Raw genomic sequence first — 22,502 nt, forward strand, 5'->3', positions numbered from 1 at the left:
ATTATAATGGCTAAAAAATTTATAGATATAATGGATACAACTTTTAGAGACGGTTTCCAATCAGTATTTGGTGGTCGTGTTCTAATGGATGATTTTTTTCCAGCGGTAGAAGCAGCAAAAACAGCTGGTATAACGCACTACGAATTTGGTGGGGGAGCTAGATTTCAATCTTTATACTTCTATTTAAGAGAAGATGCTTTTGAAATGATGGATAAATTCCGTAAAATCGTTGGTCCAGATGCAAACTTACAAACGTTAGCACGCGGTGTAAACACGGTAATGTTAGATACAGGTTCTAAAGACCTTATCGATCTACATGCAAAGATGTTTAAAAAACACGGTGCGACTACTATTCGTAACTTTGATGCATTAAATGATGTAGAGAACTTAAAATATTCTGCTGAGAGAATCACTCATCATGGTCTAAAACATGAAGCAGTTGTAACTATGATGGACTTACCACCAGGTTGTCACGGTGCTCATACTGTTGAGTTCTATGAAAAAACTCTTCGTGATATTTTAGATAGCGGTATCCCATACGATAGTATCTGTTTTAAAGATGCATCTGGTACTTCAAATCCTCAAAAAGTTTTTGAAACTATTCAAATGGCAAGAAAACTTCTTCCTGATGATACACATATTCGCTTACATACACATGAAACTGCCGGTGTTTCTGTAGCTGCATATATGGCTGCATTAGAAGCTGGTGTTGACGGTATCGATTTAGCTGCTTCACCGGTAAGTGGTGGAACAAGTCAACCTGATATGTTAACTATGTTACATGCTACAAAAGGTATGGATTTTGATCTTGGTGGTTTAGATATCGGTAAGATTTTAACGTATGAGAAAGAGTTACAAGGGTGTTTAGAAGATTATTTCGTACCACCTGAAGCTACAATGGTTTCACCGATTATTCCATTCTCACCAATGCCGGGTGGTGCACTTACTGCAAACACTCAAATGATGCGTGATAATGACATTATGGATAAATTTCCAGAAGTTATTGCTGCAATGCAAGAGGTTGTTGAAAAAGGTGGTTACGGTACATCTGTAACTCCTGTATCTCAATTCTACTTCCAACAAGCATTAAACAATGTAATGCAAGGTCCATGGAAAGCAATCGCTCCAGGATACGGAAGAATGGTACTTGGTTATTTCGGTAAAACTCCGGTAGAGCCAGATCCTGAAATTGTGAAAATTGCATCTGAGAAATTAGGACTTGAGCCTACTACAGAAAAAGCACTAGACTTAGCTGATGCAGATCCTGCAAAATCTTTAGAGAACTGGATTAATGTTCTTAAAGAAGAGGATATTGAAATCACTGAAGAAAATATTTTTATTGCAGCAGCATGTCAAGAAAAAGGTATCACTTTCCTAAAAGGTGAAGGTGAATTAAACGTAAGAAAAATATCTCAAATGAAAGCAGATTGTAAAGAGGGGAGTAAAGAGATGAGTGGAAACTATACAGTAGTTGTAGATGGTCAAAAATTTAGTGTACAAGTAGCAGAGGGGAATGCTGATATTCAAGTAACTGCAGTTAACGGTGAAAGCGTAGCTCCAGCAGCAGCTCCGGCAGCAACTTCAGGTGAAGGTGATCCAATTAAAGCACTTCTTCCTGGTAATGTTTGGAAAATCGTTGCTAATCCGGGTCAAAGTGTAAATGAGGGTGATGTAATTATGATCCTTGAATCTATGAAAATGGAGATTGATGTAGTAGCACCTCGCGGTGGTGTAATCAAATCAATCAATGTTGCTACAAATGATAAAGTAGTTGAAGGTCAAGTCGTAGCAGTGCTAGGATAATTAATATGAAAAAAATTGTACTTAAACTTCTAGCTTTTACAATGCTATTTGCTTTTAGCACTACTGCTATGGCATCTGAGCATGGAGCAGTAGCAAGTAACACTTCTGCACATCAGGAAGAGACTTACGAGTCAAAACCTTTTGGTGAAATGATTACAGGTTTTTTAAAGTCAACAGGTATTGTTGCACTTGTAAACCCGGATCCGGATGAGCTTAGTGCTACAGGTGAAAAAATGAGTGACTTCCATAAAGGTCTTGGTCGTGTGATCATGATCTTAGTGGTATTTTTACTGTTTTGGTTAGCAATTGCTAAAGGGTTTGAACCGTTACTTCTTTTACCAATCGCGTTTGGTGGTCTTCTTGCTAATATTCCAGTTGCAGGAATTGCAGGTGAGCATGGATTCTTAGGTGTTATCTACCACATGGGTCTTTCAAACGAAATGTTCCCGATCATCATCTTTATGGGTGTTGGTGCAATGACTGACTTCGGTCCACTTTTATCAAACCCTAAAACAGCTCTACTTGGTGGTGCTGCACAGTTTGGTATCTTTGGAACACTTGTTGGTGCAGTAGTACTTGCTGATATGGGCTTAGTTGACTTTACGTTAAAACAAGCTTCGGCTATCTCTATTATTGGTGGAGCGGATGGTCCGACATCGATCTTTATTGCTACGAAACTTTCACCTGAACTTTTAGGTGCAATCGCAGTTGCTTCATATAGTTATATGGCTATGGTACCTATTATCCAGCCTCCGATTATGAAAGCGTTAACAAACGAAAAAGAGCGTAAGATCAAAATGTCAACACTTCGTCACGTTTCTCGTTTAGAGAAACTAGTGTTCCCGATTTTAGTTTTAGTTCTTGCTATTTTAGTTTTACCGGAATCTACACCACTTATCGGTGCGTTTATGTTTGGTAACTTCTTAAAAGAATCAGGTGTTGTTGAGCGTTTAAATGACACATTACAAAATGCTCTTATCAACATTACAACTATTTTCTTAGGTCTTGGTGTTGGTTCTAAACTAGCAGCAGATCAGTTCTTAGTTCCTGAAACTATGTTCATTATGGCTCTTGGTATCGTTGCATTCTCTGTAGGTACTGCAGCAGGTGTTATTATGGCGAAAATCATGAACTTATTCCCTGGACATAAGATCAATCCATTAATCGGTTCAGCTGGAGTTTCAGCAGTTCCAATGGCAGCTCGTGTATCAAATAAAGTTGGTATGGAGTATGACAGAACAAACATGCTTCTAATGCATGCAATGGGTCCAAACGTTGCAGGTGTTATCGGTTCAGCTGTTGCTGCCGGTGTTTTAATCTCACTATTTCAATAATAGTTGAGATTATCAGATACAGAGCTTTTCTGTATCTGAAATATTTCTCTCTTTTCTACAAAAAATTATTTCACGTTTTCATTCATTAAATTTGCAATTAACGGTATGATATTATGACTTTTAGTCTTATCGATGAAACCGTCTGCACCTAAAGATTCAGCCTCACGTCTATTGTTTTCTCCCGTCATAGAACTATTGACAATAATAGGAATATTTCTTGTAAGAGGATTTAGTTTTAAAAGTTTAGTCACCGTAAAACCAGACATTTCCGGCATCTCGATATCTGTAATAACTGCAGTAATTTTTTCAATTCCATCAGCATCTAAAGTATCTAAGTGTTCAACAAGTTTTTTCCCGTTATCAAAAAGTATCATATTGATATGAGCATTTTTAAATATTTGTATTAAATGTTTTTGTGCAGTTTTTGAATCTTCTGCAACAAGGACAGTTCCCTCTTTTAGTTTTTGAGGTAAGACAATATCTTTTAGCATTGCTGTGTCTTTGTCAATATCAACTAGTGCTTGAGGAATAACATCAGCTAAAAGTTTTTCATAATCAAGCACTAAACATAAACTACCGTCTTCTAATCTTGTGTCATTGATCACGACACCGTCATCTTTAAGACGGTAACTATCTGGTGCATGCATCTCATTCCAGTTTTTCTTAATAACTCTGTATGCATACATAATGCGTAAACCGATAATAACTCCATTGAAGTCACAGATAAGAATATCAGATTTTTCCACTTCCTCTTTAGAAAGATTTACACCTAACCATTTTGGTAGATTAAGTAGAGGGATCTGTAACCCACGTAAGATAATAGTGCCTTCGAGTAGTGGATGAGAAGAAGGAATTTGCGTCAAAAAATGATTTTTTGACTCTACAACTTCTCTCGTTTTAAATACATTAATTGCATAGTACGCCGAATCGTCACTCTCGCTTATTCTAAAGACAAGCAGTTGTAATTCATTGTTCTTGGCAAGATTTGTAGCGGCATCTACTTTATCTAAAAAAGCCATTCATTTCCCCATTTATTAAAGATGGATAAATAGTACCAAAATAAATATGAAATATGCTTGAATTAACAATCTCATGTTAAAATTAGTTTAGTTTTTACGAAGGATAAAAAGATATGAAATTATTTTCATTATTAGTATTTTTAAGTACATTAGCATACTCTCAAGTTTATTATTCAAAAGTAGAGCCTTACGAGATGAGAACGATTAGTTCAAACGTATCGGGTGAGGTGTTGGATATAGCCGAAAATATGATTGGAAAAAAATTAACTAAAGATATATATATTAAAATTGATGACATGTTGGATAAAGATGAGTTAAGCGATGTAAAACAGAAGATCACTTTTATTGAAGAGACGATTAAAGTGAATCAGGAAATTTTAGAAAATCTCAATCTTTCATTAGAAAAAAAAGAGTTGAACTATAAAAAAGTTGCAGCGTTAAAGATCAAGTCTAAAATTGAAAAAGACAATGAATTTTATAATCTTGTAACAAGTAGAAACTTGGCATTATCGACAAAAAAAGAGATCAAAAATCTTAAGATTCAATTAGCAGATTTAAACCTGCGTCAAAAACAGCTTGAAAAAATCATTCAAGATAAAAACTTACGCAATAAAGGGTTAGTACTTTACTCAATCGATGTTAAAGTTGGGCAAGTTGTTGCACCTGGAATGGCACTGGCAAAAATCGCAGATACATCTAAAGGTTTACTTAGTATCTATGTAACGGAAGATGAACTTATAAACTTAAAAGATAAAGTTGTCTATATTGACGGAGATAAAACAGTTTATAAACCTACAAGAATATTATCTATTGCAGATGAGAAAAATATCTCAAAATATTTAGTACAGATTGTAATTAATCCTCCAAAGATTTTTTCTAAACTCGTAAAAATAGAATTGAAAGAGAAGTAATATGACAGAACATACGGCGTGTCCACTTGATTGTTATGATGCATGTGAAGTGGTTTACAAAGATGGTGTTTTAAAAGGTGTGTCAAATGGACATACACAAGGATTCTTATGCCCGCACTTAAACCATTATAAGAATTTTGAACGTATCACTGCGCCAAGGTATAAGGGTGAAGTGATAAGTTTGGAAAAAGCACTTCAAAAGCTCAAAGAAATAGTAGAACAAACTCCAAAACATCAGATGCTTCATTACAAAGGGCATGGAAACTTCGGTTTAATGCAGGATGTGACATCCCATTTTTTTGCCTCAAACGACAATATCTTAACAGACGGCAGTTTATGTGACGGTGCAGGTGAAGCCGGTATACTTGAAGGACGCGGCAGTAATAAAAATATGCCTTATTCAGAGATAGAAAAATCTGATGTCATCATTTTCTGGGGGAGAAATCCTCATGTGACATCTTCGCATCTTTTACCGCTCATAAAAGATAAAAAAATTATTGTTATCGATCCTGTAAAAACACAGATCGCAAAAACGGCAGATTATCACGTGCAACTCAAGCCGCATACTGATCTCTATTTTGCAATGCTCTTAACACGTTTTTTACATATAGAGGGCTCTTTTGATGAAGCGTATTTAGCGGAGTATGCAAGTGAATTTGAAGATTATTATGAACTGACACAAGGTATCCGTATAAAAGCGACACTTGATACCATGGGTCTTTCTCTTGGTGACATTGGAGCTGTATTAGAGCTCTTACAAAATAAAAAGGTAGCAATTGTCTGTGGAGTAGGGATACAAAAGTACTCTGACGGTGCAGATATTATGCGTGCTATCGATGCGTTTGCCGTAACTCTGGGTTTATTTGGAAAAGAGGGATGCGGTGTAGCATACCTTGGGGATTCAAAAGAGGGGATAGATAGCCCTTTTAATACTCATTCAAAAAAGGTTTCAAAAGTTAATACTCCATTTGATGAGTTTGAGTCTGTTTTTATTCAAGGGGCAAATCCCCTTGCACAGATGCCCGATAGCTCTCGTGTAAAAAATAGTATCTACCATACGAAAAACGTTGTTTACTTTGGCCTTTATGAAAATGAAACAAGTGAGCGTGCAGATTTGGTAATTCCTGCAAAGACGTTCTTGGAAAAAGATGATATCCGTGCCTCATACGGACACAATACACTTTCAGTGATGAATAAACAAATAGAGGGTGATGTAGGGATCAGCGAGTATGATTTGGCAAAATATTTGTGTGATTCTTTTGAGATAGATTTAAAAAGCGAGCAAGAGTATTTAGAACATTTTAAAAGCTTCGGCGTTGTGAAGATGAATGGAGTCTTTGAGGTGGAAAACAGAGATGCTATCCCTTATCAAGATGGTTTTGATACAGATGACGGAGAGTTTTTATTTCTTGAAGAGTTTGATGTTTTACAAGAGGCTACGGAGGAGAGTTTTCATCTTATAACTTCAAAAAGTGCACATAGTTTAAATTCTCAGTTTAACAGGGAACACTATGTCTATCTCAACAGCTCTCATCAGATAAAGGATGGGGAACGTGTGAAAATAGTTTCTCAAAACGGTGAAGTGGTACTAGAGGTGAAGAACTCAGATGATCTTCGAGACGATACTGTTTTAATCTATAGCGGGACACCCGGAGTGAACAATCTTACATCTTCAAGACACTCTATTGAAGGTAAAAGTGCTATTTTTCAAGAAAATATGGTTTCAATCGTAAGAGATTTTTAGTTATAATCTTATAAAAATTATTGGATAAATTATGAATATACAACAATTAGATCAAAAATATGTTTTACCAACTTATGCAAGAGCAGATGTTGAGTTCGTGAGCGGTAAAAATGCAAGACTTACTGATGCTAACGGTAAAGAGTACATAGACTTTACTTCCGGTATTGCAGTTGTGAGTGTCGGGCATGGTAATGAAAGACTGACTAATGCACTGTGTGAACAGACTAAAAAGTTAATACATATGTCAAACCTATATTATACTGCTCCGCAAGCGATCGCTGCTCAAAAAATAGTTGAAGCCAGCGGCTATGATATGAAATGTTTCTTTGGAAACAGCGGTGCAGAAGCAAATGAAGGTGCTATTAAGATCGCTAGAAAATACGGTGAAAAAGATGGGGTACCTAAACGTTATAAAATCATTACTCTTGATCATTCATTCCATGGAAGAACGATTACTACGGTAAAAGCAACGGGTCAAGAGTCTATGCATAACTACTTTGGACCGTTTCCTGATGGGTTTGTGTATGCTAAAGATATCGATGAAGTGGAATCTTTACTTGATGATCATACTGTTGCGGTTATGATAGAACTTGTTCAAGGTGAAGGCGGTGTACAGCCTCAAGATAAAGAGAAAGTACAAGCACTTGAAAAACTGTTAAAATCTAAAGATATTTTACTTATTGTAGATGAAGTACAAACAGGTGTATATAGAACAGGAAAGTTCTTGGCATCGAATCTGTATGAGATTGAACCTGATGTTGTTACTTTAGCAAAAGGTGTAGGCGGCGGTGTCCCTGTCGGTGTTGTGATGACAACTAAAAAAGATATTTTCAATCCGGGCGATCACGGTTCAACTTTCGGTGGAAACTTTTTAAGTACGACTGCGATTTGCGAAGTACTTGATATTTTAAATGAATATGATGCAAGCGGTGCTTTATCTGAAGGGATCACATATTTTGACGAGGCATTAGAGAAATTTTACAATAATCATACAGACCTCTTTACTGCAAAAGTAGGACTTGGAATGATGTGTGGTCTACGCGCTAAAGATTCTGATACCTTGGCTGCAATTATTAAAAATGGACAAGAAAATGGTGTGATGGTTTTAAAAGCGGGACGTAATACACTAAGATTTTTACCACCGTTAACGATCACGAAAGAGGAAATAGATGAAGGCTTTAAAGCTCTTGAGTCTGCTGTTAGTAAGCTCTAGCTTACTGGCAAATGAGAATAATGCCTCTTTAGATACCTACCTGTCTGATCTAAAAAAGAAGCAGTTTGAATATGATTATGAAAAAAATGGTCAAGAGAGTTCAAAACTGCGCGATACATGGATCGCACCTATTCAGTTAACTTATAGTTACTCTAAAAGTAATCCCAATGTTGTAGAACAGACTAATCAAAATGCTGCTATTAAGATGACTCAACCGATTTTTCAAAGCGGTGGGATCTATTACGGGATCAGATATGCCAATGCTATGAGATTATATAATAATTATTCGATCGATGTAGCAAAACGAAAAATGATTAAAGATACTGTCTCAATTTTAATGCAGTTGAAAAAATCAGATCTTCAAGAGGAACGTCAAGTTTTACAGATAAAAAATGCAGATATAAACCTTGAACAAAGAAGGGAAGAGTATTTAAGCGGAAGACTTGATTCAGGCTTTTTAGATGATGCTATCATTCAGAGAAATGTCGTAAAACAAGCACTCTTTGATATACAAAATGCAAAAGAGACATTGGTAACACAGTTTCAGGTACTGAGTGATCTTGATTATCAAGAAGCTACTATCCCCCATTTAGAGTTCATAAAAGAGGATGAGTTCTTAAAAAACAATATTGTTTTAAAACAGACTCAGTCACAGATAGAAAAAGATAGATATTATAAGAACGTAACTATTGCAAAATATCTCCCAAAAGTGAATTTTACAGCCGGATATACATGGCAAAAAAGTGAAGGGCAACAGTTTTTTATAGCTGGGGATTTAAGAGATAGCTCCCGAGAGATTGATTATTACGACTATGGTGTAAGTGCGTCAATGCCATTAGATATCAATATGTTTAACGATATAGAATCTATCAAACTTGATTATCTGAAGTCGCAAGTTGTTCAAGAGGATAAAAAACTTGAACTTGCAAAGCTTTTTGAACAGGTTTTACACAATATTGAAAACCTTGATAAGAAGATCTCTTTGAGTCAAGAGAATATAGAACTTTATGCCAAGTTGTTAGAAGATACTAAAGATTTATATGATGCAGGGTATAAAACGCAATACGATGTAGAAAATTTGCAAAACTCTTTAGAGATCCAAAAAATAGATGCAAAAATATACGATATTGATAAACAGTTAGAACTGTTAACACTATATGAGATGTACGTAAATAACGGAGAGTAGATGAAATTTAGCGAGTATATGGGTGAGTGGCTTTACGGTGAAGATGGTTACTACGCTACGTATAAAAATATTGGGAAAGAGGGTGATTTTTACACGGCTGTAAGTGCGAGTAAATTTTTCGGCGGAACAATAGCCAAACATATCATCTCTTTGGTTGATGAAGGTTTTTTAGACAAAGATGGTTCAGTATGTGAGATTGGTGCGCACCATGGCTATTTTTTAGCCGATGTGTGTGAGTTTTTATATACGCTCAGACCTGAACTGCTTTCAAGTCTGAACTTTGTTATAATTGAAAGATTTGATGACCTTCAAAGACAACAAAGAGAATACTTTGCTGAGAGTTTCGGCGATGTAGTGCAGTTGACACACTATAAATCTTTGAGCGAGATGAAGGTAAAAAGTGCTTTTTTTATCGCAAATGAGATCTTTGATGCGTTTCCTTGCGAACTTTACTTTAAAGGGCATACTGCACGTGTTGACGGACATCAGATCAATTTTGACGTAGAAGATGAATGGGTAAGTGAAAAAGCGAAGAAATACCATAAAGAAAAAGGCGAAATAGCAGTCGGTTACGAAGAATTTGCTAAAGAGATGGCTTCTGCAGCCGAGCGTTTTGAATTTATGAGTTTTGACTACGGAGAATTGCAGGCGCGTCCTGATTTTTCACTTCGAATCTATGCAAAACATGAAGTGTTTCCGTTCTTTGAAGATGATCTAGACAGAGAAACACTTTTTGGAACTTCAGATATCACTTACGACGTAACTTTTGAACATGTAAAAGATGCTTATGAAGAGGCCGGTGTTAAGTTCATAACGTGTGTCCCGCAAATGGTCTCACTTGTTGATATGGGGATCTTAGAGCTCTTGGAGATGTTACGGGAAAATGCAGATGAGAAGATCTACAAACAAGAGCTTGAAAAAGTAAAAATGCTTATTATGCCAAATTTAATGGGTGAGAGATTTAAGATGATTAAGTTTAGGAAAAATGCTTAATACTATAGATATAGAAGCTATCAAAACATTGGCTTTAGAAGCAGGGGACGCTATTATGGAGATCTATGTGCAAGATTTTGCCATAGAGTACAAAGAGGATAACTCTCCGCTTACCGAAGCTGATCTCAAAGCAAATGATATCATCTGCTCTCGCTTGGAAAAACTCTATCCGAATATACCGATAATGAGTGAAGAGACTCAAGATGCTCCGTACGAGATAAGAAAAACGTGGGAGTATTATTGGTGTATAGATCCAATAGACGGTACCAAGGAATTTATCAAGAAAAACGGTGAATTTACAGTGAATATTGCGCTGATTCACAAAGGTACTCCAGTTTTAGGTGTTGTTTATGCACCCGTCAAAGAGGAGCTTTATTGGGCAAAAAAAGATGAAGGCGCTTTTAAAAACGGGGAAAAACTTCCATTAAAGATTAACCATAATCCAGAGGATAAACTGATTGTTTTAACTTCAAGGTCTCATTTATCAGAAGAAACAAAAAAATTTATTCAAACTTTCGATACAAAAAAAATAGAACAAAAAGCTGTAGGGAGCTCATTAAAACTTTGTATGATAGCTGCAGGTGAAGCAGATATCTATCCAAAGTTAGGAGCTACAAGTGAATGGGATACTGCTGCAGCTGATATCATTTTAAGAGAAGCCGGAAAAATGATATATCAGTTTGGCTCAACAAACCCTCTTATCTATAATAAAGAAGATTTATTAAACCCTTGGTTTATTGTTAAAGAGTAGTGAACCTTTATAGTATCTCATACTTTATCATAGCTTTTTCATAGCAGGTGTCCAGATTGTTTGCGATAAGGTTTGTAATCCTATGATCGAGTTTACCCGCTTCTGTCATTGAAGTAACTATATTTAAGGCTTCCTCTTTACTTAATCCTTCGCGATATGGTCTATTTTGTATAAGTGCCTGATAGATATCGGCTGATGTAATAATACGTGCTTCTATTGGGATATCTTTTGCTTCAAAATTATACGGATATCCTTGTGAGTCTAGTGTTTCATGATGCATGGATGCCAAATAAGCTATCTCTTTAAAACCTTGCACTCTGCGTAAAATAATATAAGAATCAAACCCATGTCTGTTCATTTTTAGACGTTCATTGTAATCAAGTTTGGAGGGTTTATTTAAAATTGAATCATCAACACGCAGTTTTCCAAGATCGTGCAACAATCCGGCTATCTCTATCTTTTCGCACACTTCTAAAGAGAGGTTCATCTCCTCAGCCAGATAACGTGCAAGATTACTGACACTCACCGAATGGGATGATGTAAATTCACTTTTCGCATCAACAACGGCTGCAAACATTAATGCAAGCTTCTTCACTTCTAAAAAAGAGAATGTACGCTCTTCCCCGTTTTCAATCCACTCAATAAAATACTCATCTAGTGCATCCTCTTCAAAATAAAACCAAAAAGAAGAGCGCTCAGAGATATGCAAAAATACTTCTACAAATTCCGGAGAGAACATAGTACCGCTGTATTTTGTAATAGTATCTTTGATTGTTTGAACAGATAAAGTATCAGAATCTTTTTGTTGGGCATTTAAAGCGTCAACTCTATCAACCATATATATCAGGTTTGCAATATCTTTCTCCTCTTGAGAAAGTGAGTCAGGCATCTTGTCCCAGTGGGTATGATGATAACGTATAAAAGTCGCATATTTTGCATAGATATCTACACTGTTTAAAAGCTGTTCTCCGCGCTTTGCATGTACTTGGGAGTTATCCCAATCTAGCTCAGTTACAAGGTGTGAATGCACATCTGTAGAGGAAACACCGCAGTCATGGAGCATGGATGCACAGATGACATCATCAATCTTTTCTTGTGGCCAATGAAGTTCTTTGAGAATCTCTGCTGCCATATAGGCAACTCTTTTCCCATGAAAAGTATCATCAATACCTACAAAATCCAAGGCAGTTGAGAGTGCATATGTCACTTCTCTTAAGTTTAATTGGTAGTTCATAGGACTATTGTATCTCGTCTAAACTTAATGGTAAATAAGAAAAAATTATGTAGATTAAATTATGAAACTCAGATGAGTTTCATAATAAAAAAGAGGGGAGTTTTTAGAGGTTTGCAATAACTTTCATTAACTCATCAGGTCTGTTTGAGTTTTTCAGTGCATTCTCTTTAGAGATAACTTTTTTCTGTAAAAGTTCAAGCAGCTGTTGTGTTTGAGTCGTCATAGCAGTTTCCCCTTGGTTTAACTGCATTTGTGAGTAGATTTGGTGTACTTTGTCTTCACGAATCAAGTTTGCGATCGCAGGATTAGAGATCATAACCTCTTGTGTAGCTACTTTACCGCCACCTACTCTAGGGATAAGTGTCTGTGAGATAACAGCAACGAGTGATGAAGAGAGCTGTGCTCTAACTTGTGCTTGTTCCTCACCGTCAAAAACGTCGATAATACGGTTAATTGTACCAGGTGCAGAGTTTGTGTGAAGTGTACCAAAAACCAAGTGACCGGTTTCAGCGGCTGTTAGCGCTGCACCGATTGTTTCAGCATCCCTCATCTCCCCGATCAGGATAACATCCGGGTCTTGACGCAGAGCATACTTCAGTGCTGTAGCGAATGATCTTGTACAACTTCCAACATCCCTTTGTGAAAAGAGGGACTTAATGTTTGTATGAACAAACTCAACCGGGTCTTCAATTGTGATAATGTGACGTCTTTCATTGAGATTAATCTCGTGTAACATTGAAGCAAGTGTAGTTGATTTACCTGAACCTGTAGGACCTGTTACAAGGATAAGACCTTTCTCTTTTTTAACAAGCTCTTTAAAAATTGGGGGATTCCCATACTCTTCAAGTGTAGGGATCTCAATAGGAATCATACGAAATGCACAACCTATACCATAGATAGTACGGTAGTAGTTCGCACGGAAACGTCCGATATCTTTAAGTTCAAAAGAGAAGTCAAGTTCGTTGTTCTCTTCAAAATCTTTTTTCTGTTTGTCTTCTATAAGAGAATAAGCCATCTCTTCAATGTCGGTATCACTAAGAACAGGGAGATTAAGAGCTCTTAACTCTTTATCTATCCTAATTTGTGGTTCACTACCAACAACAAGGTGTAAATCAGATGATTTAAACGCCATAACACTTTTTAAAAGTTTTTTAATATCTAACTTTTTACCTGCTTGGGCACTTTGATCTTGTAACTCTTCACTCATAGAAAACTCCTTTTATAATTTTCTTCGTTAAAACCAACAATTACTTCACCGTTAAACTCAACTACTGGTCTTTTTATAAGAAGGTTTTCTTTGCATAACCACTCTTTTTGTCCGGCTTCATCCAGATTGAGTTCTTTGAGTTTTAAGTTTCTGTATGTAGTACTTCTTGAGTTAAAAAGTTCTTTCATACTTACTTTTTGGAGCCATTCATCTATCTTCTGGCATGGTAATTCTTGTGTTTTAAAGTCGTATAGTTCATAGGCAAGATCGTTTTTTTTGAAAAACGATAAAGCTTTTTTGACACTATCACAATTTTTTATACCATAGACTCTGATCATGACTACTCGATAATTTTAGGTACTATAAAGAAATGTTCAGATGCATCTGGTGCATGACGCAGTATATCATCATTTATATTAGTATCGCAAGATGGTACATCTTCTCTTAAAGGAGTTGCATTGTCATTCATAGCAAAAGTTGACTCGATTCCAGCGGTATCTAGTTCACTTAAATTATCAACAAAACTTACGATTTCAGATAATTGCTCTACAATTTCAGCACGTTTATCCTCTGAAACTTTTAAATAAGATAACTTTTCTAATCTACTTAATAATTTATCATCAACTTGCATTAAAATTCCTGACATGTATATTTTTTTAAATTTTAACATAGAAAACTTAATTTATTTGAACTTGTTTGAGAAAAGTTTAACAAACTATGCGATAATATTCTATACTTTCGAAATAAAGGGATGATTTTTGAGTTTAAAAGATAATATTGACATGGTTAAAGAGGAACTGAACTCTGAAGAGAAGTTCTTTGAAAAAGCTGTCGTAACAGAAAGATTTGTAAAAAAATACAAAAAACCACTTATAGGTTCTGTAATCGCTATAGTTTTAATTGTAGCAGCGGATATCGCTTATGATGTAAATAAACAAAACACTATTAGTGCAGCAAATGAGACATTAAAAGAGTTACAAGCAGATAGCTCTAACACTGCGACACTTGCAAGACTTCAATCATTAAGTCCTGAACTACATGATGTGTGGGCTTACTCTCAAGCAGTAGCAAAAGAGAGTGCGGAAGAATTCTCAAAACTAACAGACTCAAAAGCATTACTTATAGGGGATCTTTCAACGTACGAAGCTGCACAACTAAAAGGTGATAAAAAACTTTTAGAAAAATATGCTAAACAAAAAGATGTGATTTATAAAGAATTAGCACTGGTTGAATTAGCACTAATTGCTATGAATGAAGGTAAGATTGATGAAGCTCATGCAAATCTAAGTATGATCTCGTCAGATTCACCTTTAGCAAATGTTGCAAAATCATTAATGCACTACGGAGTTAAATAGTTTTGAAAAACTATATATTTTTTACTATTACTACTTTAACTATTCTTTTAAGCGGATGTAGTACAAAAGAGGTATATGAGCCGAAATCTGTAGAAGCTGACTGGGATAAAGAGAGTAGTATAGAATCTGAACTAGTAGATAGAGCTTATAATGTTGCTCTTTTAGATAATCGTAAAGTTCTAGATAGAGATAGTATTATAGATATTGCTATTGATGAAGATAAAAGAGTAATATCTGAGAGTGACGGTTGGATCATCTCTGCATCAATTGACGGGAATGTAACTCTAACATCTAAAAACGATAGTAATATTACAAAAAGTATCGATCTGAAAAATACAATTGCAGCGGCAAGTATAAAAGATAATATCTTAGCGGTACTTTTTGCAAACAATGATATGGCTTTGTATGATATTGACTCTCAAGCATTAGTATTAAAAGAGCAGGGTTCTAAATCGTTAGCGGTTGATATGAAGATAGTAAATCCTTACTTTATGAAAGACCTTGTTATCTTTTCAACGCTTGACGGTAAAATCGTGATCATCAATATTACGGCGAAAAAACGTTTACGTACGGTAATCGTGTCGTCGCAAGATAAGTTTAACAATGTAATCTATTTTAATATGATTGATAATAAAATTATTGCAGCTACAGGTACAAAGATTCTTTCACTTGCACAAAAAGAGATACGTCAAAAGTATGAGATAAGAACTATTATAGATGACGGAAAAATGCTTTATGTAGCAACAAAGCAGGGTGATATTATCTCTCTTACTCCTGAGCTTGAGGTTGTTAATAAAATCAAGCTTCCGTTTGCTCACATTCTTGGAATGATAAGCGATGACGAAAAGATATATCTTCTTGAAAAAGAGGAGTATCTCATAGAAATTGACAAAAAAACTTTTGAGTATAAAATATATAAAAGCGACTTTAGTGACGGGTTCGTTTTTGTAGGCGATAAAGTTTTTTATGTGGATGATACAAAAATATCAATCAAATAGATGTCTAAGGAACTTGAAGCTTTTTTAGAATATATCCTTGTAACCAAAACACTCTCTAAAAAGAGTGTCGAGGCATACAAGGGTGACCTTCTACAGCTTGAAGAGAAGTTCCAAAAGCCGCTTATCTCTTTAGATACCCCAACAATTCTTTCTCTCCTTGCAGAATATAAAAACAAACGAACTCTTAACCGAAAACTCTCTTCTATCAATGCTTTTTTTGATTTTTGTTACAAAGAGGATTTTTTAGCAGAAAAAACAAAGATCAAATCGGCAAAAATTCCTAAACTGCTTCCAAAGTTTTTATCGTATGAAGCGATACAAAACGGACTTTCAATGATTGATAGAACTACATGGATAGGCAAACGTGATTATGCTTTAATCCTTTTTTTATATGCAAGCGGGGCGAGGATTTCGGAGTGTTTAGAACTCTCGTTAGGAGATATAGACGGGGAATGGCTCTACATTCGCCATGCTAAAGGGCAAAAAGAGAGAATCGTTCCGCTTGCTCAAGTAGCCAAAGATGCTATAATGGAATATCTTGAAGCATTGGCATTTGAGAAAGATTTTATATGGTGTAACTATAAAGGGACAAAACTAAGCAGAATTTCCGCTTTTAAGATCACACAGAAGTATCTTGGCGTATCACCCCATGTACTTAGACACTCCTATGCCACCTCTTTAATACGTGGAGGAGCCGACATTAGAGTAGTGCAGGAACTCCTTGGACACTCCTCGCTTCTAACGACACAGATCTATACCCATATACAAAAGCAAGATCTTAAAGATACCGTCGATGTATGTCATCCGATGGCAAAAGAGAATTTATGAATAAAATAAAGATACAAATATCCTTGCTATTGATTGCCATGCTCGGGATTATGTCCGGTATTACGGTAGTCTCATCCTTACCGTTAATTGCACATAAATTTTCAAATATAGAACATATTGAATTTTTATCAAAGCTGATGCTTACTATTCCATCTATGATGATTGCTATTTTTGCCCCGTTTGCCGGATATATCGTAGATAAGTTTGGACGTTTAAAGCCTCTATACGCAGGGATTGTACTTTTTATAATAGGTGGAAGTTCCGGATTTTACCTGCATGATTTTTATGTAATCCTCATCGGTCGTGCACTTCTTGGCGTGGCAGTTGCACTTATAATGACGAGCTCAACGGCACTGATAGGAGATTATTTCAGTGAAGAAGTACGACATAAGTTCATGGCAAAGCAGGGGATGGCAGTAGCCCTAGGAGGCATAGTTTTTATCTCTTTAGGGGGATTGCTGGCACAAATTCACTGGTCGTATCCTTTTGCTATTTACTTGATCCCCATACTCTTTTTCCCATTGCTTTTAAGTTCATTATATGAGCCGAAAAAACATCTGCAGCTTGATGAAGACCTGAATGTCTCGACAAAGCTTTTTCCTGTGTATCTCACTGCATTTTTTGTGATGGTACTGTTTTATATGCTTCCGACACAATTACCGTACTTGATAGTAAATATCTTAGGAGGCAAACCGCAAACCGTAGGATTCGTAATAGCAACGGCAATGACCTTTAATGCACTTACTGCTATGCAGTATGCAAGGATCAAAGCAAAATTTTCTTATATCCAGATCTATATGGCAACATTTATACTTTTTAGTACGGGTTTATTTATTGTCTCTCAGGCAGAGAGTATAGCAGAGCTCTTTTTCTCTACTGCTCCTCTTGGGATGGCTTTTGGGCTTTTACTTGTGAATACTAATGCCTGGTTTCTCTCTAAAGTACCGCCGCATAAAAGAGGAAAAGCTTCAGGGATGTTAACATCGAGTTTTTTCTTGGGGCAGTTTTCCTCCCCATTGTTATTTGAACCCATAGTGTTAGCCTACGGGATTCAAGGACTCTTTTTTATAGTGTCGCTTGTAGCTCTTTTAACGGCTCTTATATTGTTTGTAAAGAGTTATAAATAGATATAAACTTAAAATGTTTATTTTAATTGTGGTAAGATTGTAGCAATTATAAATAAGGAAGTTTTCTATGCAAAAGATATTCTTAGGTATTTTAGGTGTAATCGTCGTACTAGTAGCGATTGTGATCGCAACACATATCAATAAGGTTCCTACACTCGATGAGGGTGTAAAAGCTGCGTGGGCACAGGTGGACAATCAGTATAAACGCCGTGCAGACTTAGTGCCGAATCTGGTTGCAACGGTGAAAGGATATGCATCTCATGAAAAAGAGGTACTGACTCAGGTTACGGAAGCAAGAGCAAAGGTGGGACAGATGCAACTCTCCCCCGAGATGTTAAACAATCCACAGGCATTTGCAATGTTTGAAAAAAATCAAGGAGCTCTAAGTTCTGCACTTTCGCGTCTTATGTTAGTAGTGGAACGCTATCCCGAGCTTAAAGCAGATAAAAACTTTCAGGCACTCCAGTCACAACTTGAAGGGACTGAGAACCGTATATCTGTAGCGAGAAGAGACTATATTGCAGCTGTTCAGAAGTATAATCTTGAGCTTCGAACATTTCCGGGAAAATGGGTCGCTTCCATTTTTTATCCTGAAGCAAATGTGAAAGAGAATTTTAGTGCCACACCACAGGAGCAAGCTGTCCCAAAAGTGGAGTTTTAAGCTATGAAGCTCTTTACAAGGTTTATGCTCTTACTAAGTTTTATAACTACCTTTGTAATAGCCGAGCCTACATTCCCGGAACTAACCGGTCGAGTAGTAGATAATGCCTCACTCCTTTCATCATCTCAAGAACAAGCGCTTACAAAACTTTTACAAGAGCATGAAGAAAAAACTACAAACCAGGTTGTAGTCGTTACACTTCCAAGCCTTCAAGGGTATACGATAGAGGAATACGGTTATCAACTCGGTCGCCATTGGGGGATTGGACAAAAAGGAAAAGACAACGGAGTCTTGCTTATAGTTGCACCAAATGAGCGAAAAGTACGCATAGAGGTTGGATATGGTTTAGAGGGAGTACTTACAGATAAAATAGCACATGATATTATTCAAGATAAAATCCTCCCATTTTTTAAACAGAAAAACTATTCCCAAGGGATAGAGTTTGGGACATACCAAATTTTATACGCTTTAAAAGGTGAATATCAAATTTCGCAAAAGAGTAGTCAGTCTAAGAGTGAAAAAGCTTTTCAAAACTTCGATGATTATTTCATTACCGGTTTTATTATCCTTTTCTTTGTATCTATGATAGTAGAGTATTTTATGTCGGGACAGGAGAAAAGTACACGTTTTTATGTAGCAGTTGGTATAGCAACTTTTGCCTCTGTAATAGCTTTTATAATTTTTTGGCATATCATCATTGCGGCGATTGCATGGATATTTACATTTATACAGATAATATCAGGCTCTTCAAGGTCTAGCGGAGGCTGGGGTTCGTCGGGCGGTTACGGCGGAGGCAGTAGTTTTGGCGGTTTTAGCGGCGGTGGCGGAAGCTTTGGCGGCGGTGGAGCATCAGGGAGTTGGTAATGGAATATTTAGTAAATAAAGAGGAACAATCTCGTATTAGAGAGGCGATCGGGGCCTTTGAGAAAAAAAGCAGTGCAGAGATTGTCACTGTAATAGCTAAACAGAGTGATACTTATCTGTTTATACCTACATTGTGGGCAGCTATCGGTGCACTTGTGTTGCCGTGGTTATATGCGGGGGTATCTGACGGAATGACTCAAACAGAGATTAATTTAATGCAGCTAATTGTATTTGCTCTTTTAGCAGTGTTAGGACAGATAAAGCCTATCAAGATGTTACTTATCCCTTCGTATGTAAAAAAGAAGCGCAGTGCGAATAGGGCTAGAGATAAATTTCTTGAACTTTTAGGGGAAGATGTACATAATGACGGTTTTGTGATGCTCTATGTAAGTGAAGCTGAAAAATATGTTGAAATTCTTACAGATGCTATAGTTGCACAAAAAGTGGATAATGCCCTTTGGAGTGAGAGTATAGAAAATTTTGTAAAGCGTGTAAAAGAGGGAAATATCGCCCAAGGGTATTTGGAGACTATAGAAAAAGCTACAGAGTTACTTATAGAGCTTTTTCCAGAGACAAAAGATGATAAGGACAGCTTGCCGAATCATCTTATTTTGATCTAGGTGCTAGAAGGATTTTAAGCTCTAGATCGAGAACGGTTTCTTGAGTTAGACCTAGGCTTGCTTTGCGCAGGTTTGGCTTTCTTTTGAGAATTGCTGCGAGAACCGCGACCACCACCCATATTTATTGGCTCTGCTTTTATAGAAGGGTCAGGTTTAAAACCTTTTAACCACACTTTAGGGATATCTTTTTTGATAAGTTTTTCGATGTTTCTTAAAAACTCATCTTCATCTATACACACAAGTGAAACAGCTTCACCCTCATTCCCGGCACGTCCTGTACGTCCGATGCGGTGTACATAATCTTCACTGACGTTAGGCAGTTCAAAATTTACAACATGGGGGAGCTGATCGATGTCGATCCCGCGTGCCGCAATATCAGTTGCCACTAAAACTCTCACTTCACCTTTTTTAAAGTCAGCGAGCGCTTTGGTTCTTGCATTTTGACTTTTATTCCCGTGAATAGCCACAGCCGTGATACCGTCTTTTTCTAGCTGTCCGCACAGTTTATTTGCTCCGTGTTTCGTTCTTGTAAAAACAAGTACCTGCTTCCAATCTCCTTCAGTGATGAGGTGTGTTAAAAGCTCACGTTTACGCGCTTTGTCAACGTGATAAACAGCTTGTTTAACGATCTCGCTTGAGGTGTTTCTTCTTGCTACTTCTATAAGTGTTGGAGATTTTAGCAAGCTCTCTGAGAGTTTTTTGATAGCATCTGAGTAAGTTGCCGAGAAGAGAAGATTTTGTCTCTCTTTAGGAAGGAGTTTCATGATTTTTTTAATGTCGTTGATAAACCCCATATCTAACATTCTATCCGCTTCATCGAGTATGAAAAAGTCAACTTTTGAAAGTTTGATCGTCCCTTGAGAGATATGATCTAACAGTCTTCCCGGAGTAGCTACAACAATATCTACACCTTTTTTCAATTGTGTGATCTGAGGGTTTATCTTTACCCCTCCAAATATTACTGTAGATTTAAAAGGGAGATGTTTGCCGTAAAGAGATACACTCTCGCCAACCTGTGCAGCCAACTCGCGTGTCGGTGTCAGTATAAGTACACGCACGTGATGTTTAGTGTTTGTATCTTTAGAACGCGAAAGCAGTTCGAGCAAAGGGAGTGTAAAACCCGCTGTTTTTCCCGTACCCGTTTGAGCACCTGCTAATATATCTTTTTTTTCTAATACTACAGGTATAGCTTTTTCCTGTATCGGTGTAGCTTTTGTGTAGCCTTGTTCTTGTATCGCTTTGAGTAAAGGCGCTGATAGACCCAGTTCTTTAAATGTCAACTTATTTTATCCTAGTTGTTAATATGATTCATAATAGCATAATAAACTGCGAGTAAGGGCAGGGATTTAAACTAATATGTTTTAGTGACTAAAAAGCTTATTAAGATTATCCAAGTATAATACATACATGAAAAAAATAGCACCTGTTTTAATAGTCTTACTTTTTGTGATAGTGATAGTTTTTATCTTTCTTTCTTTGGGAAAAACACAACATATGGTGGTGATCAAAGAGGGAAATCTCAAGCAACTTCCTTTAAAAATAGAACTGCATAAATATCAAGACAGCTATTGCGGAATGATCATTGATGAGTTAGGTTATGCATCCCAAGTGGTTGCTCGTGATGGTAAAACTTGGTTTTTTCACGATCATGGAGATTTTGTCCTATGGCTTGAAAATAAAGGGTTTAAAGATGAGGCAAAGATCTGGGTGATGAGTAGAGATTCACATAAATGGATCGATGCAAAAGAAGCGTATTATTCACGAAATGAGATCACGCCTATGGGGTTTGGATTTGGAGCGTATGAAAAAGAGAAAGAGGGGCTTGTTACCTATGCTCAGATGAGACTTTTTACACTTCGCGGTGAGACGATGCAAGACCCAAAAATTAGAAAAATTTTAACGGATAACTAGTGGATACAGTCAATATTTTAGCGATAATAAGTATAGCGTTTTTAGGTTCTTTTGGCCACTGTATAGGGATGTGCGGCGGTATTGTCCTCGCATATTCAAGCATTAAAATAGAGCCGCAGAGTTCAAAAGTTTCAAAAAGTGTCGCACATCTGCTATATAGTTTTGGTAGAGTGTTTACTTACACGGTTTTAGGTGCAATTTTTGGAACACTCGGCGGTGTTGTGACATTTTCAAATAATGCAAACGGTGCTTTGCTTATCGTTGCGGGAGTTGTAATGATCTTAGCCGGATTATCGCTTATGGGAAAGATTAAATTTTTAACTGTTATTGAACATACTTTTTCCTCTTCTAAACTTTATAAAGAGAGTTTTCGCTCTATTTTAAACTCCAAATCGAACTTTAGTTTTTTTGTACTTGGGATGCTTAACGGATTGCTCCCTTGCGGTTTTGTATACTTTTTTGCGATCACTGCGGCATCAACAGCAAGTCCATTTTACGGAGCATTAGTGATGTTTATTTTTGGAGTAAGTACAATCCCTGCAATGTTCGGACTCGGATTTTTGTCTTCAATGGCAAGTGCAACGAACTTTAGAAATATGATGATGAGTTTATCGAGCGTAGCGGTTATACTTTACGGCGCTTTTACTATCTACAACGGATATGACTATATTACAAATCCTTTAAAAACGATACAACAGTGTCATTAATTGTAGAAAATTAAATTTATAATTCGCTATAATAAA

General features: G+C 36.6%; 23 protein-coding genes. 17 read left to right on the forward strand and 6 right to left on the reverse strand.

What is annotated here, in order from left to right; genetic code table 11:
• Positions 1–6: 6 nt before the first annotated feature.
• Together QWY88_RS10280 and QWY88_RS10285 are read left to right on the forward strand one after the other, a co-directional pair.
• On the forward strand, positions 7–1,803 hold the full coding sequence (locus QWY88_RS10280) for a biotin/lipoyl-containing protein (RefSeq protein ID WP_304546303.1): 1,797 nt from the start codon (positions 7–9) through the stop codon (positions 1,801–1,803).
• Positions 1,804–1,808: 5 nt separating this feature from the next.
• The gene (locus tag QWY88_RS10285) at positions 1,809–3,137 is read left to right on the forward strand and encodes a sodium ion-translocating decarboxylase subunit beta (protein ID WP_304546304.1); all 1,329 of its coding nucleotides are present in this window, start codon (positions 1,809–1,811) and stop codon (positions 3,135–3,137) included.
• A 65-nt stretch (positions 3,138–3,202) separates the two neighbouring features.
• Here the strand turns inward: QWY88_RS10285 and QWY88_RS10290 are convergent, their stop codons facing one another.
• Complete coding sequence (locus tag QWY88_RS10290) at positions 3,203–4,156, reverse strand: chemotaxis protein (RefSeq protein ID WP_304546305.1); 954 nt, start codon at positions 4,154–4,156, stop codon at positions 3,203–3,205.
• Between the two features lie 113 nt (positions 4,157–4,269).
• Here QWY88_RS10290 and QWY88_RS10295 point away from each other — a divergent pair, with 113 nt between their 5' ends.
• The 6 genes from QWY88_RS10295 to cysQ are packed head-to-tail and all read left to right on the forward strand — an operon-like array spanning position 4,270 to position 10,954.
• Positions 4,270–5,067 (forward strand): efflux RND transporter periplasmic adaptor subunit, encoded by a 798-nt coding sequence (locus tag QWY88_RS10295; RefSeq protein ID WP_304546306.1) that lies wholly within the window; start codon positions 4,270–4,272, stop codon positions 5,065–5,067.
• Position 5,068: 1 nt separating this feature from the next.
• Positions 5,069–6,811, forward strand: coding sequence for a molybdopterin-dependent oxidoreductase (locus QWY88_RS10300; protein ID WP_304546307.1), 1,743 nt, complete (start codon positions 5,069–5,071; stop codon positions 6,809–6,811).
• Between the two features lie 31 nt (positions 6,812–6,842).
• Complete coding sequence (locus QWY88_RS10305; protein ID WP_304546308.1) at positions 6,843–8,024, forward strand: aspartate aminotransferase family protein; 1,182 nt, start codon at positions 6,843–6,845, stop codon at positions 8,022–8,024.
• Entirely contained in the window at positions 7,981–9,210 is a 1,230-nt protein-coding gene (locus tag QWY88_RS10310; protein ID WP_304546309.1) for a TolC family protein, read from the forward strand. The genes QWY88_RS10305 and QWY88_RS10310 overlap by 44 nt, the downstream gene beginning before the upstream one ends.
• A complete protein-coding gene (locus QWY88_RS10315) occupies positions 9,211–10,203 on the forward strand; it encodes an SAM-dependent methyltransferase (protein ID WP_304546310.1) in 993 nt (330 codons plus the stop codon).
• On the forward strand, positions 10,196–10,954 hold the full coding sequence (cysQ, locus tag QWY88_RS10320; RefSeq protein ID WP_304546311.1) for a 3'(2'),5'-bisphosphate nucleotidase CysQ: 759 nt from the start codon (positions 10,196–10,198) through the stop codon (positions 10,952–10,954). The genes QWY88_RS10315 and cysQ overlap by 8 nt, the downstream gene beginning before the upstream one ends.
• A gap of 7 nt (positions 10,955–10,961) precedes the next feature.
• On the opposite strand, the gene QWY88_RS10325 is transcribed toward cysQ, so the two are convergent.
• From QWY88_RS10325 to gatC, 4 genes are all read right to left on the reverse strand, one after another.
• A complete protein-coding gene (locus QWY88_RS10325; protein WP_304546312.1) occupies positions 10,962–12,188 on the reverse strand; it encodes an HD-GYP domain-containing protein in 1,227 nt (408 codons plus the stop codon).
• A 103-nt stretch (positions 12,189–12,291) separates the two neighbouring features.
• Complete coding sequence (locus QWY88_RS10330) at positions 12,292–13,395, reverse strand: type IV pilus twitching motility protein PilT (protein ID WP_304546313.1); 1,104 nt, start codon at positions 13,393–13,395, stop codon at positions 12,292–12,294.
• Entirely contained in the window at positions 13,392–13,733 is a 342-nt protein-coding gene (locus tag QWY88_RS10335; RefSeq protein WP_304546314.1) for an arsenate reductase family protein, read from the reverse strand. Before QWY88_RS10335 ends, QWY88_RS10330 begins: the two co-directional genes overlap by 4 nt.
• A 2-nt stretch (positions 13,734–13,735) precedes the next feature.
• A complete protein-coding gene (gatC, locus tag QWY88_RS10340; protein ID WP_304546315.1) occupies positions 13,736–14,026 on the reverse strand; it encodes an Asp-tRNA(Asn)/Glu-tRNA(Gln) amidotransferase subunit GatC in 291 nt (96 codons plus the stop codon).
• A gap of 127 nt (positions 14,027–14,153) precedes the next feature.
• Between gatC and QWY88_RS10345 the strand changes: the two genes are divergently transcribed.
• From QWY88_RS10345 to QWY88_RS10375, 7 genes are all read left to right on the forward strand, one after another.
• On the forward strand, positions 14,154–14,750 hold the full coding sequence (locus QWY88_RS10345; protein ID WP_304546316.1) for a hypothetical protein: 597 nt from the start codon (positions 14,154–14,156) through the stop codon (positions 14,748–14,750).
• 2 nt (positions 14,751–14,752) lie between these two features.
• Positions 14,753–15,748 (forward strand): hypothetical protein, encoded by a 996-nt coding sequence (locus QWY88_RS10350; protein ID WP_304546317.1) that lies wholly within the window; start codon positions 14,753–14,755, stop codon positions 15,746–15,748.
• Positions 15,749–16,576 (forward strand): tyrosine-type recombinase/integrase, encoded by an 828-nt coding sequence (locus tag QWY88_RS10355; protein ID WP_304546318.1) that lies wholly within the window; start codon positions 15,749–15,751, stop codon positions 16,574–16,576.
• Positions 16,573–17,703 carry an MFS transporter gene (locus QWY88_RS10360; RefSeq protein ID WP_304546319.1) on the forward strand — a complete coding sequence of 377 codons (1,131 nt, stop codon included), beginning with the start codon at positions 16,573–16,575 and terminating at the stop codon, positions 17,701–17,703. Before QWY88_RS10355 ends, QWY88_RS10360 begins: the two co-directional genes overlap by 4 nt.
• Before the next feature lie 67 nt (positions 17,704–17,770).
• Positions 17,771–18,364: a LemA family protein gene (locus QWY88_RS10365; protein ID WP_304546320.1), complete on the forward strand. Its 594-nt coding sequence runs from the start codon at positions 17,771–17,773 to the stop codon at positions 18,362–18,364.
• A 3-nt stretch (positions 18,365–18,367) separates the two neighbouring features.
• Positions 18,368–19,228, forward strand: coding sequence for a TPM domain-containing protein (locus QWY88_RS10370; RefSeq protein ID WP_304546321.1), 861 nt, complete (start codon positions 18,368–18,370; stop codon positions 19,226–19,228).
• Entirely contained in the window at positions 19,228–19,848 is a 621-nt protein-coding gene (locus tag QWY88_RS10375; RefSeq protein WP_304546322.1) for a TPM domain-containing protein, read from the forward strand. The genes QWY88_RS10370 and QWY88_RS10375 overlap by 1 nt, the downstream gene beginning before the upstream one ends.
• 14 nt (positions 19,849–19,862) lie before the next feature.
• Here QWY88_RS10375 and QWY88_RS10380 read toward each other — a convergent pair whose 3' ends face one another.
• Complete coding sequence (locus tag QWY88_RS10380) at positions 19,863–21,128, reverse strand: DEAD/DEAH box helicase (RefSeq protein WP_304546323.1); 1,266 nt, start codon at positions 21,126–21,128, stop codon at positions 19,863–19,865.
• A gap of 127 nt (positions 21,129–21,255) precedes the next feature.
• Between QWY88_RS10380 and QWY88_RS10385 the strand changes: the two genes are divergently transcribed.
• On the forward strand, positions 21,256–21,759 hold the full coding sequence (locus QWY88_RS10385) for a hypothetical protein (RefSeq protein ID WP_304546324.1): 504 nt from the start codon (positions 21,256–21,258) through the stop codon (positions 21,757–21,759).
• On the forward strand, positions 21,759–22,466 hold the full coding sequence (locus tag QWY88_RS10390; RefSeq protein WP_304546325.1) for a sulfite exporter TauE/SafE family protein: 708 nt from the start codon (positions 21,759–21,761) through the stop codon (positions 22,464–22,466). Before QWY88_RS10385 ends, QWY88_RS10390 begins: the two co-directional genes overlap by 1 nt.
• The last annotated feature ends 36 nt before the right edge of the window (positions 22,467–22,502 follow it).

This window comes from Sulfurimonas sp. hsl 1-7, from assembly GCF_030577135.1.
GTDB classification, from domain to species: domain Bacteria; phylum Campylobacterota; class Campylobacteria; order Campylobacterales; family Sulfurimonadaceae; genus Sulfurimonas; species Sulfurimonas microaerophilus.

Bases quoted from the DNA above. Each gene is read 5' to 3' on its own strand.
- QWY88_RS10280 (WP_304546303.1), top strand. From the start codon at position 7: ATGGCTAAAAAATTTATAGATATAATGGATACAACTTTTAGAGACGGT.
- QWY88_RS10285 (WP_304546304.1), top strand. From the start codon at position 1,809: ATGAAAAAAATTGTACTTAAACTTCTAGCTTTTACAATGCTATTTGCT.
- QWY88_RS10290 (WP_304546305.1), bottom strand. From the start codon at position 4,156: ATGGCTTTTTTAGATAAAGTAGATGCCGCTACAAATCTTGCCAAGAAC.
- QWY88_RS10295 (WP_304546306.1), top strand. From the start codon at position 4,270: ATGAAATTATTTTCATTATTAGTATTTTTAAGTACATTAGCATACTCT.
- QWY88_RS10300 (WP_304546307.1), top strand. From the start codon at position 5,069: ATGACAGAACATACGGCGTGTCCACTTGATTGTTATGATGCATGTGAA.
- QWY88_RS10305 (WP_304546308.1), top strand. From the start codon at position 6,843: ATGAATATACAACAATTAGATCAAAAATATGTTTTACCAACTTATGCA.
- QWY88_RS10310 (WP_304546309.1), top strand. From the start codon at position 7,981: ATGAAGGCTTTAAAGCTCTTGAGTCTGCTGTTAGTAAGCTCTAGCTTA.
- QWY88_RS10315 (WP_304546310.1), top strand. From the start codon at position 9,211: ATGAAATTTAGCGAGTATATGGGTGAGTGGCTTTACGGTGAAGATGGT.
- cysQ (WP_304546311.1), top strand. From the start codon at position 10,196: ATGCTTAATACTATAGATATAGAAGCTATCAAAACATTGGCTTTAGAA.
- QWY88_RS10325 (WP_304546312.1), bottom strand. From the start codon at position 12,188: ATGAACTACCAATTAAACTTAAGAGAAGTGACATATGCACTCTCAACT.
- QWY88_RS10330 (WP_304546313.1), bottom strand. From the start codon at position 13,395: ATGAGTGAAGAGTTACAAGATCAAAGTGCCCAAGCAGGTAAAAAGTTA.
- QWY88_RS10335 (WP_304546314.1), bottom strand. From the start codon at position 13,733: ATGATCAGAGTCTATGGTATAAAAAATTGTGATAGTGTCAAAAAAGCT.
- gatC (WP_304546315.1), bottom strand. From the start codon at position 14,026: ATGCAAGTTGATGATAAATTATTAAGTAGATTAGAAAAGTTATCTTAT.
- QWY88_RS10355 (WP_304546318.1), top strand. From the start codon at position 15,749: ATGTCTAAGGAACTTGAAGCTTTTTTAGAATATATCCTTGTAACCAAA.
- QWY88_RS10360 (WP_304546319.1), top strand. From the start codon at position 16,573: ATGAATAAAATAAAGATACAAATATCCTTGCTATTGATTGCCATGCTC.
- QWY88_RS10365 (WP_304546320.1), top strand. From the start codon at position 17,771: ATGCAAAAGATATTCTTAGGTATTTTAGGTGTAATCGTCGTACTAGTA.
- QWY88_RS10370 (WP_304546321.1), top strand. From the start codon at position 18,368: ATGAAGCTCTTTACAAGGTTTATGCTCTTACTAAGTTTTATAACTACC.
- QWY88_RS10375 (WP_304546322.1), top strand. From the start codon at position 19,228: ATGGAATATTTAGTAAATAAAGAGGAACAATCTCGTATTAGAGAGGCG.
- QWY88_RS10385 (WP_304546324.1), top strand. From the start codon at position 21,256: ATGAAAAAAATAGCACCTGTTTTAATAGTCTTACTTTTTGTGATAGTG.